The organism is Nocardioides sp. NBC_00163 (assembly GCF_045206295.1).
GTDB lineage: Bacteria > Actinomycetota > Actinomycetes > Propionibacteriales > Nocardioidaceae > Nocardioides.
This window is the reverse complement of the sequence record NZ_CP108155.1, coordinates 3,757,651-3,774,156: the sequence shown is the minus strand read 5'-3', so window position 1 is coordinate 3,774,156 and position 16,506 is coordinate 3,757,651. Positions and strand designations below refer to the sequence as shown.

General features: G+C 68.0%; 21 protein-coding genes and 1 tRNA gene. 8 read left to right on the top strand and 14 right to left on the bottom strand.

What is annotated here, in order from left to right:
• Positions 1–23: 23 nt before the first annotated feature.
• The 7 genes from OG801_RS18160 to OG801_RS18130 form a co-directional block, all read right to left on the bottom strand.
• Complete coding sequence (locus OG801_RS18160) at positions 24–623, bottom strand: GNAT family protein (RefSeq protein WP_350836541.1); 600 nt, start codon at positions 621–623, stop codon at positions 24–26.
• Positions 620–1,099 (bottom strand): molybdenum cofactor biosynthesis protein B, encoded by a 480-nt coding sequence (locus OG801_RS18155; protein WP_406030271.1) that lies wholly within the window; start codon positions 1,097–1,099, stop codon positions 620–622. Before OG801_RS18155 ends, OG801_RS18160 begins: the two co-directional genes overlap by 4 nt.
• Entirely contained in the window at positions 1,096–1,581 is a 486-nt protein-coding gene (gene moaC, locus OG801_RS18150) for a cyclic pyranopterin monophosphate synthase MoaC (protein WP_406030269.1), read from the bottom strand. Before moaC ends, OG801_RS18155 begins: the two co-directional genes overlap by 4 nt.
• Positions 1,581–2,789: a gephyrin-like molybdotransferase Glp gene (gene glp / locus OG801_RS18145; protein ID WP_406030267.1), complete on the bottom strand. Its 1,209-nt coding sequence runs from the start codon at positions 2,787–2,789 to the stop codon at positions 1,581–1,583. The genes moaC and glp overlap by 1 nt, the downstream gene beginning before the upstream one ends.
• 10 nt (positions 2,790–2,799) lie before the next feature.
• Complete coding sequence (locus OG801_RS18140) at positions 2,800–2,937, bottom strand: hypothetical protein (RefSeq protein WP_406030265.1); 138 nt, start codon at positions 2,935–2,937, stop codon at positions 2,800–2,802.
• A 2-nt stretch (positions 2,938–2,939) separates the two neighbouring features.
• Entirely contained in the window at positions 2,940–3,389 is a 450-nt protein-coding gene (locus tag OG801_RS18135) for a hypothetical protein (protein WP_406030263.1), read from the bottom strand.
• Positions 3,390–3,456: 67 nt separating this feature from the next.
• The gene (locus OG801_RS18130; protein WP_406030261.1) at positions 3,457–4,833 is read right to left on the bottom strand and encodes a UTP--glucose-1-phosphate uridylyltransferase; all 1,377 of its coding nucleotides are present in this window, start codon (positions 4,831–4,833) and stop codon (positions 3,457–3,459) included.
• Between the two features lie 143 nt (positions 4,834–4,976).
• Here OG801_RS18130 and OG801_RS18125 point away from each other — a divergent pair, with 143 nt between their 5' ends.
• From OG801_RS18125 to OG801_RS18110, 4 genes are all read left to right on the top strand, one after another.
• Positions 4,977–5,474 (top strand): 5-formyltetrahydrofolate cyclo-ligase, encoded by a 498-nt coding sequence (locus tag OG801_RS18125; protein WP_406030259.1) that lies wholly within the window; start codon positions 4,977–4,979, stop codon positions 5,472–5,474.
• Positions 5,475–5,533: 59 nt separating this feature from the next.
• Positions 5,534–5,803: an FmdB family zinc ribbon protein gene (locus OG801_RS18120; protein WP_160025529.1), complete on the top strand. Its 270-nt coding sequence runs from the start codon at positions 5,534–5,536 to the stop codon at positions 5,801–5,803.
• A gap of 102 nt (positions 5,804–5,905) precedes the next feature.
• Entirely contained in the window at positions 5,906–6,565 is a 660-nt protein-coding gene (locus tag OG801_RS18115; RefSeq protein WP_406030258.1) for an SAF domain-containing protein, read from the top strand.
• Positions 6,566–6,632: 67 nt separating this feature from the next.
• Entirely contained in the window at positions 6,633–6,986 is a 354-nt protein-coding gene (locus tag OG801_RS18110) for an MscL family protein (protein ID WP_355020855.1), read from the top strand.
• Positions 6,987–7,009: 23 nt separating this feature from the next.
• On the opposite strand, the gene OG801_RS18105 is transcribed toward OG801_RS18110, so the two are convergent.
• Both OG801_RS18105 and OG801_RS18100 read right to left on the bottom strand, forming a co-directional pair.
• Entirely contained in the window at positions 7,010–7,213 is a 204-nt protein-coding gene (locus tag OG801_RS18105) for a hypothetical protein (protein ID WP_406030256.1), read from the bottom strand.
• Positions 7,213–9,300 (bottom strand): LCP family protein, encoded by a 2,088-nt coding sequence (locus OG801_RS18100; RefSeq protein ID WP_406030254.1) that lies wholly within the window; start codon positions 9,298–9,300, stop codon positions 7,213–7,215. Before OG801_RS18100 ends, OG801_RS18105 begins: the two co-directional genes overlap by 1 nt.
• Before the next feature lie 203 nt (positions 9,301–9,503).
• Between OG801_RS18100 and OG801_RS18095 the strand changes: the two genes are divergently transcribed.
• A tRNA-Arg gene (locus OG801_RS18095) sits at positions 9,504–9,579 on the top strand.
• Between the two features lie 15 nt (positions 9,580–9,594).
• Here OG801_RS18095 and OG801_RS18090 read toward each other — a convergent pair.
• The gene (locus tag OG801_RS18090) at positions 9,595–10,785 is read right to left on the bottom strand and encodes a saccharopine dehydrogenase family protein (protein WP_406030252.1); all 1,191 of its coding nucleotides are present in this window, start codon (positions 10,783–10,785) and stop codon (positions 9,595–9,597) included.
• Positions 10,786–10,961: 176 nt separating this feature from the next.
• Between OG801_RS18090 and OG801_RS18085 the strand changes: the two genes are divergently transcribed.
• The 3 genes from OG801_RS18085 to OG801_RS18075 are packed head-to-tail and all read left to right on the top strand — an operon-like array spanning position 10,962 to position 12,905.
• On the top strand, positions 10,962–11,723 hold the full coding sequence (locus tag OG801_RS18085; protein WP_355020851.1) for a response regulator transcription factor: 762 nt from the start codon (positions 10,962–10,964) through the stop codon (positions 11,721–11,723).
• 31 nt (positions 11,724–11,754) lie between these two features.
• A complete protein-coding gene (locus OG801_RS18080) occupies positions 11,755–12,024 on the top strand; it encodes a DUF2277 domain-containing protein (protein ID WP_355020850.1) in 270 nt (89 codons plus the stop codon).
• Positions 12,025–12,068: 44 nt separating this feature from the next.
• Positions 12,069–12,905 carry a Sir2 family NAD-dependent protein deacetylase gene (locus OG801_RS18075; RefSeq protein WP_406030250.1) on the top strand — a complete coding sequence of 279 codons (837 nt, stop codon included), beginning with the start codon at positions 12,069–12,071 and terminating at the stop codon, positions 12,903–12,905.
• On the opposite strand, the gene OG801_RS18070 is transcribed toward OG801_RS18075, so the two are convergent.
• From OG801_RS18070 to OG801_RS18055, 4 genes are all read right to left on the bottom strand, one after another.
• Positions 12,891–13,157, bottom strand: a complete 267-nt coding sequence (locus tag OG801_RS18070) for a hypothetical protein (RefSeq protein ID WP_091042652.1) — start codon at positions 13,155–13,157, stop codon at positions 12,891–12,893. The genes OG801_RS18075 and OG801_RS18070 overlap by 15 nt on opposite strands.
• A gap of 241 nt (positions 13,158–13,398) precedes the next feature.
• A complete protein-coding gene (locus tag OG801_RS18065; protein WP_141802577.1) occupies positions 13,399–14,085 on the bottom strand; it encodes a metal-dependent transcriptional regulator in 687 nt (228 codons plus the stop codon).
• A gap of 101 nt (positions 14,086–14,186) precedes the next feature.
• Positions 14,187–14,669 (bottom strand): MarR family winged helix-turn-helix transcriptional regulator, encoded by a 483-nt coding sequence (locus OG801_RS18060; protein WP_406030247.1) that lies wholly within the window; start codon positions 14,667–14,669, stop codon positions 14,187–14,189.
• A gap of 14 nt (positions 14,670–14,683) precedes the next feature.
• On the bottom strand, positions 14,684–16,309 hold the full coding sequence (locus tag OG801_RS18055; protein ID WP_406030245.1) for an MDR family MFS transporter: 1,626 nt from the start codon (positions 16,307–16,309) through the stop codon (positions 14,684–14,686).
• Positions 16,310–16,506 lie beyond the last annotated feature (197 nt).

Genomic DNA, 16,506 nt, shown 5'->3' with positions numbered 1-16,506 from the left:
GAAGGACACGCCGAGTCAATGCCTCATTCAGGTGACAAACCGAGCCTGGCCAGCATTCCTTGGTGACATTCTTCAACCGTTATCGCGAAGATACGGTGATCTCGCCAGGCACCGTCGATATGCAGAAATCGGGGCGCATATCCGATCTCGTTGATGCCCAGTTTCTCCACGACGCGGAGCGAGTTGGAGTTCTCCGGGCGGATGCAGATCTCGATCCGATGCAGCCGCGCGGCGGTGAAACAGTGGTCGATGACCAGCGCCACCGCCAGCGGCATCACGCCGCGTCCGGCGAAGCGCTGGTCGATCCAGTAGCCGATCGAGGCGAACTGCGCGGAGCCGCGCACGATGTTGTTGACCGTGACCTGACCAGCGAAAACACCGTCGACATCGATCGCGAACGGATAGGTCACGCCACGCTTGGCCTGACGCCTAAGACGACGTACGAGGCTCGCGAACGTCGTGGGCCGCGCGCTGGATCCCGGAGGGACGGTCGCGTCCCACTGGTGCAGCCAGGCCGCCGAGCGGCGGCGCGCCTCGGTCCATGCCTTGGCGTCGGTGCGGTCGAGCGGGCGTAGGGTCACCGCGCCGTGAGAGAGGACGGCGGGCCAGCCGGGATCGGTCACTGATGGTCGCTTCCTACACTCTGCTCCACGGCGTGGGGCAGCACTGGACGAAGGACCTCGATCGCATCCTTCACGCCGCCCCGGGACCCGGGAAGGTTCACCACCACACACGCTCCGATCTGACCGGCCAGACCGCGGGACAGTAGCGCCGTCGGGATCCCCTTGGCCACTCCGGCCGCGCGGATGCCCTCGGCGATGCCGGGGATCTCACGATCGAGCAACGGGCGGGTGACCTCGGGGGTGCGGTCGGTGGGGGTCAGCCCCGTGCCGCCGGTGGTCAGGACGACCCGCGCTCCCTCCTCGGCCGCCCGGGCGATGGCCTCGCCGACCGGGTCTCCGTCGCGTACGACCTCGGGAGGGCCGACCACGAAACCGAGCTCATTTAGAAAGGCGACCAGGAGGGGTCCGGTGGTGTCCTCATAGACGCCTGCCGAGGCGCGGTTGGAGGCGACGACGACGGTCGCTTTGAGGCTCATCGCTGGCTCTGCCCGATTTCCCAGGTGCCCGACTTTCCGCCGGTCTTTTTCTCGACCCGGATATCGGTGATGACCGCTCCCTTGTCGACGGCCTTGATCATGTCCACGACGGTGAGTCCGGCGACCGCGACCGCGGTCAGCGCCTCCATCTCGACACCGGTGCGGTCGGTGGTCTTCACGGTCGCGGTGATCTCGACGGCGTCGTCAGCGACACTCAGCTCGACCTTGACGCCCGAGACCGCCAGCGGGTGGCACAGCGGGATCAGATCGGGGGTCTTCTTGGCGCCCATGATCCCCGCGATGCGGGCGACGGCGAGCGCGTCACCCTTGGGTACGCCCTCGCCGCGGAGCAGCTCGACGACCTCCGGTACGACCAGCACCCGCCCGGACGCGGTCGCCGTACGAGTCGTGACCGCCTTCTCGGAGACGTCGACCATCCGAGCCGCGCCGGTCTCATCGACGTGGGTCAACCTGTCGGCCATCAGAACTCCACGTCCAGCTCGATCACGTCCACCTCGGCGTCCTTGTCCAGCGAGATCGTCTCCGGCGGAATGACGATCAGACAGTTGGCGCCGGCGAGGTCCCCGATCAGGTGGGACCCGGGCCCACCGATCGGCGAGACACCGGCACGGGAGCCGTCGTACCAGCCGCGCAGATACTGCTCCTTGCCCTTCGGGGAGCGCACCGCGTGGGTCAGGGCGGCGCGGCGTACGGGCCTGGCCTCGGGGGTCATGCCCATCAGCCGGCGCAGCGCCGGGAGCACGAAGAGCTCGAAGGAGACGAACGAGGAGACCGGGTTGCCGGGGAGGCACAGGACCGGCACCCGCTCCTCGCCGATCCGGCCGAAGCCCTGCGGCTTGCCCGGCTGCATGCTCACCGGGCCGAACCAGACCCCCTCCGGCGTCAGCGCCTCCTTGACCACGTCGTAGTCCCCCATCGAGACGCCGCCGGAGGTCACCACCAGGTCGGCACGGACGAGCTGGTCGGAGAGCGCGGTCATGAACGCCCGCGGCTCGTCGGGCACGATCCCGACACGGTAGGCGATCGCGCCGGCACGGCGAGCGGCGGCGGCCAGCAGGAAGGAGTTGCCGTCGTAGATCGAGTCGTGGCCCAGGGTCTCGCCGGGCTCGCGCAGCTCGGTGCCGGTCGAGAGCACCACGACCCGGGGGCGCGGGCGCACCGCCACCTGCGCGCGGCCCACGGAGGCGATCAGGCCCAGATGGCGAGGGCCGAGCACCGTGCCCGCGGGGATGAGCAGATCGCCCTTGGCGACATCCTCCCCCGCGTAGCGGACGTGCTGAGCCTCCTCCGGCGTCTGCCGGATCTCGACCTCGGCGACGCCTCGGTCGGTCCACTCGTACGGCACGACCGTGTCGGCACCCGTCGGCAGCGGAGCGCCCGTCATGATCTTCGCCGCCGCGCCCGGCGGGAGCGCCAGCAGCGAGGCCTGCCCGGCACCGATCTCACCGAGCACCGGCAACCGCACCGGAGCCTCGGCCGAAGCGGTCGCGACATCGGCGTAGCGGACCGCGTAGCCGTCCATCGAGGAGTTGTCGAAGCCCGGCAGGGCCACCTCGGCATGGATGTCCTCCGCCACCGCCAGCCCGAGGCAGTCCATCAAGGGCTGCGGGTAGGCCGGCATCGGCTCGAGGTCGTCGAGAATGCGCTGGCGATATTCGTGGGGTGTCACCCCGGAAACACTAGCCGCCCGCAGCGCCGTTCTGCGTGGTCGCCTGCGCTCGGCGGGCACGGAAGTCTCGAACGTACGGCAGCAGACCACAGGCGAGGAGGAAGACTGCTCCGAAGATCAAGGTGACGGTGCCCTGGACCGGGGTCAAACTCAACCCTTGGGCACCGTCTCGGGGTAGTCGCTGGTCGGTAGCTCTCGCCCGTCGATCCGAACCTCGATGATCCGACCGCGCCAGAGGGTCGCGGCGACCGGCGTGCCGTAGGTCAGTCCCTCGATGTCCTCGCGGTCGAACTTCTCGACAGCACGGACGAAACCGGGGCTACCGTCCGGATCCAGCCTGGTGTCGCGGAGGTCGATCGAGTACCAGCTGCGGCCGCGATATCCCTCGTGATACTCGGAGCCGACGAACTCGAACTCGCCTTTCCACGTGCACGCGGCCGGCTTCGTCGGCTGGCTGTCACACGCCGGAGCCGAACGCAACGACTCCATCTCGGCTGCGGCCTCGCCATCGGGATCGTCCGGCCCAAAGGCTCCCACCGCGGTGATCACCACAGCGAGCAGCCCCCCGACGATCGGCGCCACGAGCCGTACGCTCTCCACGCCGGAAAGATGGCACAGGGTCGGGTCGCCCCGCAGAGCAACCCGACCCTTGTGGATCAGCCGTTGGTCAGTCGGACAGGACGGTGGCGGGCGCGACGCGTTCGGCGTCGGCGCCGTCGAGCGAGACCGCCCCGACGACCTGGACGCCCTTGCCGAAGGTCCAGTCGCCGTTGACGGTGAGCGAGGCCGCCTTGCGCAGCGACGGAGCGCCCTCAGGGAAGCGCTCGTCGAAGTTCGCGACGTACTTGTAGTAGTCGCCGTCCAGGTCGATGAACGGCACCACGTCGGCGACCTGGTCGAGCACGAAGTTGTCGCCGATGTCGTAGACGTCGGAGCGGAGGACCAGGAGGTCGTTGGTCGTCTTGACCGGGACGAACCGGTCGCGACCGACCTCGATCAGCTGCGAGCCCTCGAAGACCTCGATCGCGGCGCCCATGGCGGTCTCGATCTGGACGACCTTGGGGGTCTTCGGGTCGGCGGGATCGACGGTCTTCTCGTTGCGGATCAGCGGCAGGCCGAGGATGCCGTCGCGCTCGGAGAGGACCTTCTTGAGCGCCTTCAGGTCGAACCAGATGTTGTTGGTCGAGCAGTACTTGTGGCGGTTGAGGTCCTGCAGCGCCACCTTGTCCTCGTCCAGCGTCTGCGCGGTCTCACGCAGGATCAGGCGGCCGTCGGACTTGCGGCGCGCGAAGTGACCGCCCTTGCGGTCGCTCGGCGTGCGGCGTACGGCCTCGATCGCGAAGGGGGCACCGGACTTGGCGAACCAGCCGGCGACCTTCTCGTCGGGGACGGCGCCGAGGTTGTCGGAGTTGGAGACGAAGACCCGCTCGTAGCCCTGCTCGATGAGCAGGTCGAGGAGCCCTGTGTCGAGCAGGGCGGTGTAGATGTCGCCGTGGCCGGGCGGGCACCACTCGAGCTCGGGGTCCTTGGGCCACTCGACCGGGGTCAGGTTGTCGACGAGCAGGCGCGGCTCGCGGTTCTGCAGGAACTCCAGCGGCAGGCCCTCGACCGGCAGGTCCTGGTAGCGCTCGAGCGCGGCCAGGCTGTCCTCGGAGGTGCGGAAGGAGTTCATCAGCAGCAGCGGGAGACGTACGTCGTACTTCTCGCGCATGTGCAGGATCTGGCGGGCGATCACGTCCAGGAAGCTCAGACCCTTGCGCACGCACAGCAGCGACTTCGCGCGGTCCATGCCCATCGAGGTGCCGAGGCCGCCGTTGAGCTTGATCACCGCGGTGGTCGAGATGGCGGCGTGCGCCTCCTCATCGGTGACCGCGGCGTCGCTGATCGACGGGATGTCGACCGGCTCGATGGTCCCCTCCGGGATCATCCCGGTCTCACCGTGCTCGAGCTGGCGGTAGTAATGTGCGAATGTCTGCACCGCGACGTCGTCCACGCCGGCATCGCGCATCTTCGCCATTGCCTTGGCCAAACCTGGGCTACCCATAGAGGAAAGCCTAGGCTGTCGTTGTGTCGGGTTCACACACCCCTCCGGGTTCTGATAGTCCAGCCCCCGCTGACTTCGTGGGGCGCAAGACTGCCTTACGCGACCAGTTGCTGACTAGCCGGGGGCGCATCGGGCTCCCTCGGTTGGGTTCGCTCGCGCGCGCCCTGTCGCAGGTGGTCACTGATATTCCAGACGTACGCAGCGCCGGAACGGTTGCGCTCTACGTCTCGATCGGCACCGAACCGGGCACCGGACCTCTGATCGACGAGCTGGACGCGGCCGGGAAACGCATCCTGCTGCCCTGTCTGCTGCCGGACAACGATTTGGACTGGGCCGCCTACGACGGAGAGCTGGTACGGGCGCCTCGGGGGCTGCTGGAGCCTGGCGGGGAGCGGTTGGGCGTCTCCGCGATCGCCGGCGCTGACGTCGTGCTCGTCCCCGGCCTGGCCGTCGACTCGCGTGGGCGTCGGATGGGGCGTGGCGGCGGATCCTACGACCGTGTGCTGTCTCGGGTGCCGGCCGGAACCTTCACCTGCGCACTTCTCTATCCATGGGAGATCGGCGTCTCGGTGCCGGTCGAGGCGCACGACCGGGCGGTCGGAGCTGCGGCGAGCGCGGAGGGAATGCAGCGCTTCTCCTAGGCGTTCGCTAATATTGGCAGTCGCGCCCGTCGAGTGCCAGATTCTGTTCTAGGAGAAACGTGCCCACCTATCAGTACGCCTGCACCGAGTGCGGCCACGCCTTCGACCAGTTCCAGAGCTTCAGCGACGCCTCGCTGACCGAGTGCCCCGAGTGCGGCGGCAAGCTGCGCAAGGTCTTCAGCGCCGCCGGCGTCGTCTTCAAGGGCTCGGGCTTCTACCGCACCGACTCCCGCTCCGGGTCCTCCTCGTCGACGTCCTCCACGTCCTCGACGACGTCGTCCTCGAGCACCTCCTCCCCGGCGCCGGCCGCCTCCAGCTCCTCGGACTGAGACCCACCCGCGGCAGCGGGTTATCCACAAGGTCATCCACAACCTGATCTGGGCTGTGGATAGCGAGATGCGGGAATCGCGCGGGCGACTTAGCGTGCCCGCATGTTCACTCGAGTCACGTCCTTCTCCCGCCGCGTACGCCGCGGAGTCCTCGCCCATCGACGCCTGCTGGCGTTCCTGCTGACCGCATCGGCGGTCGCGATCGGGTTCTCGGCCACCCGGCCGGACCCACCCGACACCTCGACGATGGCGGTAGCGTCCCGAGATCTGCCGGTCGGCACGGTACTCACCGCCGCCGACCTCACCGACGTCTCGACCGACCCCGCCAACGTGCCCGTCGACCTCGCCGAAGCGCCGCTCGGCGAGCGCCTCGCAGCGCCCCTGCGGCGTGGCGAGCCCGTCACCGACGTGCGTCTCGTCGGTCCGGAACTGACCGAGGGACACCCCGACCTGGTGGCCGTCCCGGTCCGGCTCCCCGACGCCGAGATGGCCGGGCTGCTCCACGTCGGCGACACCGTCGACCTCTACGCCACCGACCCCGCCACCGCCGAGACCGCCCTGGTCACCACCGACACGCTGATCCTCAGCCTCCCTCAAGCCGCGGAGCCGAGCCGGGATGATTCCATGGCACAGGGAAAGACCGAGGGATTTGGCGTCACGAACACTTCGGCGGGGCGTCTGGTCATCGTCGGAGTCGCCGAGAACAGCGTCGAGGACGTCACATCAGCAGGGGTGGGTGGCTACCTCACCTTCGCGTACTGACGGCCCACGCACGCCACATCCGGGGTCTCCTTCACCTCACACAATGAGCAACAGGAGAAAGCAACACATGAACGGTTTCAAGAAGTTCCTGCTCCAGGGCGACCTGATCAAACTAGCGGTCGCGTTCATCATGGGTGCCGCGTTCGCCTCGGTGGTGACCGCGACGGTCGACGTGATCATGGACCTGATCGGCAAGGTCGGCGGCACGCCCGACTTCTCGAACTACGAGCCGGGCGGCGTCAGCCTCGGCGCATGGCTGACCGCGGTTATCGCCTTCCTCATCATGGCCGCGGTGGTCTACTTCATGATCGTCAAGCCCTACACCGCCGCCAAGGAGCGCTTCTTCCCGGAACCCGAGCCGGGCGAGACCGAGATCGACATCCTCAAGCAGATCCGCGACCGCCTCAGCGCCGCCCGCTGATCCGTTCGCGCCCAGGTGCCGTCTCACCCACCGTGGTGAGGCGGCACCTGCGATTTCAGCCATCGATCCGACGCCGACTCCTCCGACTCCGCCGACGAGTCCCGCTCGTCGCTGGTCGTCTCGGGAAGTACGTCACCGAAGATCCGCGCCAGCCTCTGCTTGCGCTTCCACTCCGGCTCCTCAGGCTCGTCCGGTTCTGCGGCCTCAGGTGAGGTGTCCTCAGCCATCAGCAGAGTCCGGCACGCTCGCGTGCAGCCTTCGCCTCTTCGGCGATCTGGGCGAGCTCCTCCTCGGAAGCACCGCTGCTGGCATCGCCCGAGGCGGTGTCCGACGACTCGCCGGACGCGGCATCGTCGCTGGGTGAGGTTTCCGCGGTCTCGCCATCGGTCACGCCGTCATCTGGAGCTGCGTCGCCTTCGCCCGAGCTCTTGCTCTTCTTGCCCGAGGCCTCGCCGGCGTCCAGCGCCCCGGCGGCGATCTTCTTGGTCAACGGCTTGTCGTTGGCGATTGCTTTGAAGACGTTCCGGGCCTTCTCCTCGTCGAGGACGACAGTGGCCTCAGGGTTCTGAGGGTCGGCGACCGTCGGAATCGTGAGGAACTTGATGTTCTCCATCCCGATGCTCTGGAACCCGACGCCGATCTGCGCCATCGTGTCGAGGTTGTCCTTGAGACCCTCGTCCATGGTCAAGCCCTTGGTCGCGGCGTTCAGGAAGCTGAGCACCTTCGTAGGACTGGAAAGGGTGTCCCCGGAGAGCAGCTTGGCCGCCATCGACCCGATGAACGCCTGTTGGCGCTTGGACCGGTCGAGGTCGCCACCGTCGCCGAGGCCATGTCGCAAGCGCACGTAGTTGAGCGCCTGTTTGCCCGTCAACTTCTGCTCACCAGCGTCGAAGTGAGCGCCGGTGTACTTGTCGTCGACCTCTTCAGGAAGGCAGACGTCGACCCCGTCGATGGCATCGACCATCCCCTTGAAGCTCGCGAAGTCGACCACCACGAGGTGGTTGACAGTGAGGTCGCACTTCTCACCACACATCTCGCTGGCCACGGACTCCAGCTGCTCGATCGTGCAGGTCGGGCCCGCCGTCGCGTACGCAGCATTCCAACGCACGTACTCAGCGGGCGCCGTCTTACCGTCCTCGGTCTTGCACGAAGGCCGATTCACCATCGTGTCGCGCGGGATCGAGACGCCGTAGGCGAACTTCCGGTTGGCGGACAGGTGCAGCAGGATGTTCGTGTCCGAACCACCGCCACTCTCACCGTCGACGCCACATCCCTTGCAGTCGCGGCTGTCCGAACCCATCACGAGGATGTTGATCGGTTCCTTCGGGCCGACGTCAGCAGCTTCCTCGCCAAGACTGACGGTGCTGATGTTCGACCGCAGGCTGCGGTAGGTGTAGACGGTGAACAGGCCGACGAGCAGCGCCAGCACGAGCAAGGTAGAGCTGAGCACCTGCCACACACTGACCCGCGGCTTGTCGCGCTCCTCGCGCTCGTCGTCCGGGTAGGGGGCGTACGGCTCCTGGTAGCCACCCTCGGGCGGATAGTCGTCGTAGGACTCGTCGTCATAGCCCGACGCGTACGCAGCGCCCCGGCGCCCCGGGGCGGGATAGGCCTCATGACGGGCCTCGTGCAGCTCATCGCGCGAGGACGTACGCCCTCGGGGCCGGTCGGCCGGGTCAGGCCGGGGCGCGACAGCGGTCGCGCCAGGGTCGTTCCAGTCGAACTCGCGCGCGGCCGGCGGGGCGAGCTGCTGGTCGGGGACCTGGGGGGTGGGAGGGGCGGGGTGAGGATCTTGGCGATACCACTCCGGCGCCGGCGCGATCGCGGTCTCCTCGACGGAGGGTACGGGGGCCGGCGGCGCGGGTATTCGGCGTCCAGGGCGCGGAGTCTCGCGCAACGGAGGGGCCACGGCCGTCGCGTCGGGGTCCCACTCCTGAGGGGCTGGAGGGGCAGGCATCGGCGACGGCCCAGGGGTCCCCCGGCCCATCGCCTGCAAGCGCTCGGCGCGGGTCGGCTCCTGCCGCACCGGTTCTGCGTGCAGCGGCTCGACGGCGGGAGGCTCGGGTTGAGCCGGCTCCTGGCGGGCCGGACGCGCAGCCCGACGGCCACCACCCGACGATCCCGATCCGGGCCCGGGAGGCGGCGGCGACACGAAGTCGGACTGCGGACGCGCAGCTCGCCGGCCACCCCCCGGCTCCGCCGACGGCTGGTCGGTCGGTACGTCGGCGACCCGAGCACCACGGCCGGAATGAGTCCCCCCAGACTCGTTGCTCTCAGGCTCGTCGGCGCCGTACATCCACTCGAATCCGGACACGCCGGAGCCTGAATCCGCACCCCCACGTCGGGGAGGCATGGAGGAGTCAGGCATAGATCACCGTCATTCGTCGCTTGTCATTGGGGGGATTCGGGTTGAGTCGACGGTGACTCAACCTACGCGAGGGCCCCAAGTTTGGCCCCTCACCGCATCGAACCCCAAACCGTAGTATCACCTGCCACCATGGCAAGATATTCGCGAATGCCCCAGTAGCTCAGTGGATAGAGCAGCCGCCTCCTAAGCGAAAGGTCGCAAGTTCGACTCTTGCCTGGGGCACCAATTCCAGATATTTCCCTATGCCACCGCGACCTGTGACGCGTCGATGACCTCGAACCGGATCCCCGCGGCCTGGAGCCGATCGAGGAGCGCATCGCCCATCGCGACCGCGGTGGTCACCGAACCGGACGTCTCGGGCAGCGTGTCGAAGGCCAGGCAGAGCGCCGACTCGGCGAGCATCTTCGCCGTCTCGGTGTAGCCGGGGTCGCCTCCGGAGACCTTGGTGTGGATCTTCCGGCCGCCGGACTCGGCGACGAAGTCGACGGTGAACCACGACTTCTCGCGGCGGCCCTCGGAGGGCCCGGTGCCCTGCTTGACCCGATCGCCCAGCTTGGCCCGCAGCGGCGGCACCTGCATCGCGAGGGCGAGGGCACCGACGCCGACCGCGCCGCCGACGGCGTACCTCAGTGTCTTGGTTCCGGCGAAGTGCGAGTAGGTGAACGCGGGGCCATAGGCCTCAAGGGCCCGGCCGGAGCGCGCGACGATGAACGGGTCGATGGTCGGCAGCGGCAGCAGCCAGTAGCCCAGTTCACGGTCGCGGCCCAACGAAGGCTTCGCCGGTCGAGACGTACGCCCCTTCGGCCGCTCTTCGAGCGCACGGCGCTCGCGCGACGCGGCCGCCATCTCCCGGGGCCGCGACATCTGCCCCAGCGCGGAGTGGAAGGTGCCACCGGAGAAGGTGGCGTTGGAGCGGACGACGCCCTTCATCGTCAGCGGCCCGGTGATCTCCCCGCCGGCGGCGAGCTCGCGCACCGTGAAGAAGGCGCCGAGGTCGTGCGGGATCGAGTCGAACCCGCAGGCGTGCACGATCCGGGCACCGTTGGCGCGGGCGACGGCGTCGTACATCACGAACATCCGGTCGACGAACTCGGGTTCTCCGGTCAGGTCGACGTAGTCGGTCCCGGCCTCGGCGCAGGCCTTGACCAGCGGCTCGCCGTACTCCAGGTAGGGCCCGACCGTGGTGATCACGACGCGAGCACGTGCCGCGAGCGCAGCCAGCGACGAGGAATCGTGCACGTCGGCCTGGATGAGCTCGACGCCAGGAGAGTCGAGCGAGTCACGGACGGCCTCGAGCCGCGACAGGGAGCGGCCGGCGAGCGCCCATCGCAGTCCCTCGGGCGCGTGCTCGGCGAGATATCCGGCCACCAGACCGCCCGTGAATCCGGTCGCGCCGAACAGGACGATGTCGAGATCGCGAGGAGACGTCATAACCGCTACCTTTCCAGAAGCAACGAAATCCGAGACGGCACGGGTCTCTCAGTGATCAAATGTTGCATCAATAGGGATACTCTTGAGCGGTTTCTTTCGGTGAATCAGCATTTGAGTGAACGACCAGGCACCATCCCCAACCACGAGATGAGTGAGACGAGCCTGTGGGCGACGCGGTGATCAGCGTTCTGCTGGCCGACGGTCACGACGTTGTGCGTGTCGGCGTGCGTACGGTCCTGCTGCCCGAATCGGACATCGAAGTCGTGGGTGAGGCCCGCACCGCCGCCGAGGCACGACCGCTGATCGCGACGCTCCGTCCTGACGTACTCATCCTCGACGCCCACCTGCCCGACGCCTCCGGGGTGGCGCTGTGCCGCGAGGCGCTCGCGATGAAGAGCGACATCCGCTGCATGATCCTGGCCACCGACGCCGACGACGAGGTGATGAGCCAGGCGATCATGGCCGGGGCGGCCGGTTACGTGCTCAAGCAGATCGAGGCGACGAGCCTGGTCTCCGGCGTACGCCTGGTGGCCAGCGGCCACACCCTCTTCGACCCCGAGGCGGCCGCCAAGGTGGTCCACAACGTCGAGGAGCGCCGCCGGATGCACGAGGTGGTCGCCGACCTGACTCCGCAGCAGCGCCGGATCCTGGTCCTGCTCGCCGAGGGCATCTCCAACCGGCAGATCGCCGACCGTCTGGTGCTGGCGGAGAAGACCGTGAAGAACCACATCACCGGTCTGCTCGCCAAGCTCGGCGTCAGCCACCGCACCCAGGCCGCTCTGATGGCGAGCCAGCTGCTCGAGGACGGCGTCGTGCCGCGGCCGGCTCCTCCGGCCGATGACGTGAGGCAGGCCAAGGGCGCCGCGCCCAACGGCGGGCCGATGCCACCGCATCCGCGCGGCCAGGCCCCCTCCCACACCCCTGGCCGATCGCGCTGACCGTCGCCTGGATCCAGGTACCGTGGATGGCATGTGCCGCAACATCCGCCCGCTCCACAACTTCGAGCCGCCCGCCACCAACGACGAGGTGGCCGCTGCCGCCCTGCAGTTCGTACGCAAGGTGAGCGGTACGACCAAGCCTTCGGCCGCCAACCAAGAGGCCTTCGACCACGCCGTCGCCGAGATCGCCCACATCACCCGGCATCTCCTCGACGATCTGGTCACCAACGCCCCCAAGAAGAACCGTGAGGCCGAGGCCGCGAAGCGCAAGGCTCGCGCCGAGGGCAGGTACGCCTCGTGACCCTCGCCCCGGGGGCGATATCCGAAGATTCGTACGCGGCAGCCATGGCCCTCCTGCAGGCCCGGCGCCTCGTGGTGCTGACCGGGGCCGGCGTCTCGACCGACTCGGGCATCCCCGACTACCGCAGCCCGGGCAGCCCGTCCCGGCAGCCGATGACGTACCAGCAGTTCATCTCTGGCCCGCAGGAGCGGCAGCGCTACTGGGCTCGCAGCCACCTCGGCTGGCGGCGGATGGGCAGGGCGGTGCCGAACGCCGGCCATCGCGCCCTGGCCGCGATCGATCCCGAGCTGCTGATCACCCAGAACGTCGACGGTCTGCACGAGCAGGCGGCACCCGAGCTCGCCAGCGGCGGCCGGATCGTGACGCTGCACGGGCGGGTGTCCGATGTGATCTGCCTGTCCTGCCGCACGCTGAGCCCGCGCCGCGACCTTCAGGAGCGGATGGAGGCGCTCAACGCAGGTTGGGCCGAGGCGCACGCGGACGTCGAGTCCCGGCCTGACGGTGACGTCGCGCTCGAGGAGACGCAGGACTTCGTCGTGCCCGACTGCGAGATCTGCGGTGGCATCCTCAAGCCTGACGTCGTCTTCTTCGGCGAGAACGTGCCCAAGGACCGGGTCGCCCGGTGCATGGCGGCGGTCGACGCGCTGGCGGAACCAGGCCTCGAACTCCGCGACGAGCGGCAGGGGAAGGGCGTGCTGCTCGTCGCGGGCTCGAGTCTCGCGGTGATGAGTGGCTATCGGTTCGTGCGCCGGGCGGCGAAGGCCGGGATCCCGGTCGTCATCGTCAACCGCGGCGCCACCAGGGGCGATGGGGACGCTGCGTACAAGCTGGAGGTCGGGACCAGCGAGTTCCTCACCACCTTGGCGTCACGCAGAGCGTGATTGGGGCAGGTCGGCCATGCGGCCGGCGGCCTCGTCGACGGAGAGTCTGGCCCCGATGAAGAAGTGGTAGACCGGGCCTTCGTCGATCAGTAGCACCTTGGCGCTGTGGTAGTCGCCACCGAGGTCGGTGAGCACGATCTCCTCGCCGCGCTCGAGGTGACGGGTCAAGCCGGTGTCGGTGTGGTGGACGGCGACTGGGCGGAACGTCTCATCCAGCTCGCGGCCGCGAGCGGGCAGATGAACGACCTCCATAGAGCTCTCCCCTCCGGAGACCCCCGCAAGTCTCGACATGACAACTGCTGAAGCCCACATCGACAATCGGGCTTCCAGCAGGCCTTGCACGTCAAACATAAGCATCTATGACGTAATCGGTCCAGAGTGATGTGCCAGATTCTGCCGACGTCGAGAGAATTTCACCCGCGGTTACAAAAGTGGGTGCAGCGTTGCCACATCGAAGACGACTCGTGGAGCCGACCAGCGACGCATCTGCGGGTCAGAGGGCCTTTACGAAGATATGGTCCGCGGCCTCGGGGATGATCTCCGCGGTCTCCCCACCGGAACCGAGCATGACCCCGTCGGGGGTCGCCTTGATGGCGACGGTCTGGTCCGGGGTCGCACCGACCCGGCGCAGGGCGCTCATCAGCGACTCGTCCTTCTGCATCTCCTCGGAGATGCGACGCACCAGGACGGTGGCGCGCTCGGAGCTCGCCGCAGCCGTGAGCGACTGGACGCCGGCCATGAAGTCCTCGTCGGCGGGCTTGCCGCCGAGCTCGTCGAGACCGGGGATCGGGTTGCCGTAGGGCGACTCGGTCGGGTCGCCGAGCAGGTCGAGCAGTCGCTTCTCGACGGTGTCGGACATGACGTGCTCCCAGCGGCACGCCTCCTCGTGCACGAGCTCCCAGTCGAGACCGATGACGTCGGTGAGCAGCCGCTCCGCGAGGCGGTGCTTGCGCATCACCCGGGTGGCCAGGCGAAGGCCCTCGTCGGTGAGCTGCAGGTGGCGGTCACCCTCGACGGTGAGCAGCCCGTCACGCTCCATCCGGGCGACGGTCTGGGAGACCGTGGGGCCGGACTGGTGCAGACGCTCTGCGATACGGGCGCGCAGCGGAACGATTCCCTCTTCGACCAGCTCGTAGATCGTGCGGAGGTACATCTCGGTGGTATCGATGAGATCGCTCACGGGCTAATCCTACATCCTTGAATCAGTCAGAAAAACCGAACCCAGCAGGGTGTGTCCCGAACGACGTCGGCCTGCAGGAGAGATCATCACGGCGCGATCCCCTAGGAGCCCTGGCGTTCTAGGGCTTCGTTGTATCTGGAAAGCATAGCGCTGAGCCGGTCGATCTCGTCCGGACTCCAGTCGGCCAGCCGGTCGTTGAAACGTACGCGACGCTCCCGGGCCACCCGCTCGAGCCCCTCACGGGCCTCGGCGGTCAGCGAGACCAGGCTGGCCCGCCCGTCCTCGGGGTCGGGATGGCGCTCGAGGAGGCCCAGGTCGATCATGGCCTGCACCATCCGGCTGACCGCTCCCTTGTCGATGCCGAGTCCGTCGACCAGCGCGGAGGCGCGTACGGGGCCACGCTCGGCGATCCAGGTCAGCATCATGTAGCCGCCGGGCGGCAGATCCGGGTGGAGCATCCGGCCGCGTGCCTTCATCGCCCGCTTGGCCCTCCACACGAGCACACCGACCTCGGACTCGAGCCGGCTGAGCGACTCACCGCGAGGGCCGTCCTCGAACTGCTCGCCCTGAGCGGCTTTGTCCATGGCTGTCATCCCTGTCATCTCCGGCCCGCTCCTCCCGCCTCGAGCTCCGCGGCGACCTCAGGAGCGATCTCATCGTCGGCGAGGTCCTCGATCGTAGTCTTGAGCGGAACCTCCTTGATACCCAGGATCGCAACCAGCGCGATGACCGCGCACGGGATGGCCACCAGGAAGAGATCGGCGGTGGCGACGGCGAAGGCGTGCTCGTAGAGGGCCTGCACCGCGCTCGGCATGCTCGCCGGATCGGCGAGCCCGCTGCCCTGCAGGCTCTGCAGCTCTTCGGGGGTCACCTTTCCGCTGGCCACCAGCTCCGGGATGCCGTCGGTGATGACGTCCTCGACCCGGTGGGAGAGCACGGCGCCGAGCGCGGCGATGCCCATCGAGCCGCCCATGGACCGGAAGAACGCGACGACCGAGGAGCCGGCACCCATGTCCTTGTTGTCGAGGTTGTTCTGCACCGCGAGGACGAGGTTCTGGTTGGTGGCACCGACGCCGAGACCGAGAACGGCCATGAAGGCGCCCACCAGGGCCAGGTTGGTGTGCTCGTCGATCGTGCTGAGCAGATAGAGCCCGATCGGCAGCATGATGCCGCCGAAGATCAGGTAGCGCTTCCAGCGTCCGGTAGAGCTGATCAGGCGCCCGGTGATCATCCCGGCACTGGAGAGTCCGAGCACCATGCAGATCGACATCAGGCCGGCGTGGGTCGGCGTCATCCCGCGAGCGGTCTGGAAGTACTGCTGCAGGTAGACAGTCGCGCCGAACATCCCGGCACCGACGAAGAACGAGGCGAGGGTGGAGAGGACCATCGTGCGGTCGCGGAAGAGGCGCAGCGGGATGATCGGCTCCTTGGCGAACCTGCCCTCGACCAGGATCGCGAGGGCCAGCACGACGACGCTGCCGGCGACCAGGGCGTACGACATCAGCGAGGTCCACGCGAAGGAGTCGCCGCCCAGGGTGACCCAGATCAGCAGCGTCGAGACGCCGGCGACCAGCAGGAACGCGCCGAGGTAGTCGATGCTGACCTCGCGGCGTACGTGCGGGAGGTGCAGGGTCTTCTGGAGCAGGATGAAGGCGACCACCGCGAACGGCACGCCGACATAGAAGACGCCGGGCCAGCCCAGCGGGGAGTCGACGACCACGCCGCCGACGAGCGGCCCGATGACCGTGGCCAGGGCGAAGACAGCGCCGATGTAACCCGAGTAGCGACCGCGCTCACGCGGGGAGACGATCGTCGCGATGATCACCTGGATCAATGCGATGATGCCGCCCATGCCGAGGCCGGCGATGACCCGGCCGGTGATGATCACCGGCATCGACGGCGCCAGACCACAGATCGCCGATCCGACGATGAACAGGCCGAGCGCGGCCTGGACCAGCACCTTCTTGTTGTAGAGGTCGGCGAGCTTGCCCCAGATCGGCATCGTCGCGGTCATCGCCAGCATGCTCGAGACGACGATCCAGGTGTAGCCACTCTGGGTGCCGCCGAGGTCGGTGACGATCCGCGGCAGGGCGTTGGCGACCGACGTACCGGACAGCATGGCGACGAAGAGCGCCATCAGAAGGCCGGAGAGGACCTCCATGATCTGGCGGTGGGTCATCTGCGGTGCCGCGATGGCCTGCGAGGACTGCTGGGACTCTGACAAGTGGGACTCGGCTCTCACGCGAATTGGTTGAACATCGACAACCAATGTACGTCGGATTAGTTGCTAAACGCAACTTGTCGCCGGTCCGGCTGATCCCAACAATGCAGAAAACGGGGCGACCCGCAGGCGGGCCTGGTGGCCAACCCGGTGGATGAGTCCGGTACGCCTGCGGGTCGGGTGGCTGCTGATGTATTGCC

Bases quoted from the DNA above. Each gene is read 5' to 3' on its own strand.
- moaC (WP_406030269.1), bottom strand. From the start codon at position 1,581: ATGGCCGACAGGTTGACCCACGTCGATGAGACCGGCGCGGCTCGGATG.
- OG801_RS18090 (WP_406030252.1), bottom strand. From the start codon at position 10,785: ATGACGTCTCCTCGCGATCTCGACATCGTCCTGTTCGGCGCGACCGGA.
- OG801_RS18080 (WP_355020850.1), top strand. From the start codon at position 11,755: ATGTGCCGCAACATCCGCCCGCTCCACAACTTCGAGCCGCCCGCCACC.
- OG801_RS18155 (WP_406030271.1), bottom strand. From the start codon at position 1,099: ATGAGCCTCAAAGCGACCGTCGTCGTCGCCTCCAACCGCGCCTCGGCA.
- OG801_RS18075 (WP_406030250.1), top strand. From the start codon at position 12,069: ATGGCCCTCCTGCAGGCCCGGCGCCTCGTGGTGCTGACCGGGGCCGGC.
- OG801_RS18115 (WP_406030258.1), top strand. From the start codon at position 5,906: ATGTTCACTCGAGTCACGTCCTTCTCCCGCCGCGTACGCCGCGGAGTC.
- OG801_RS18110 (WP_355020855.1), top strand. From the start codon at position 6,633: ATGAACGGTTTCAAGAAGTTCCTGCTCCAGGGCGACCTGATCAAACTA.
- OG801_RS18130 (WP_406030261.1), bottom strand. From the start codon at position 4,833: ATGGGTAGCCCAGGTTTGGCCAAGGCAATGGCGAAGATGCGCGATGCC.
- OG801_RS18105 (WP_406030256.1), bottom strand. From the start codon at position 7,213: ATGGCTGAGGACACCTCACCTGAGGCCGCAGAACCGGACGAGCCTGAG.
- OG801_RS18060 (WP_406030247.1), bottom strand. From the start codon at position 14,669: ATGGACAAAGCCGCTCAGGGCGAGCAGTTCGAGGACGGCCCTCGCGGT.
- OG801_RS18070 (WP_091042652.1), bottom strand. From the start codon at position 13,157: ATGGAGGTCGTTCATCTGCCCGCTCGCGGCCGCGAGCTGGATGAGACG.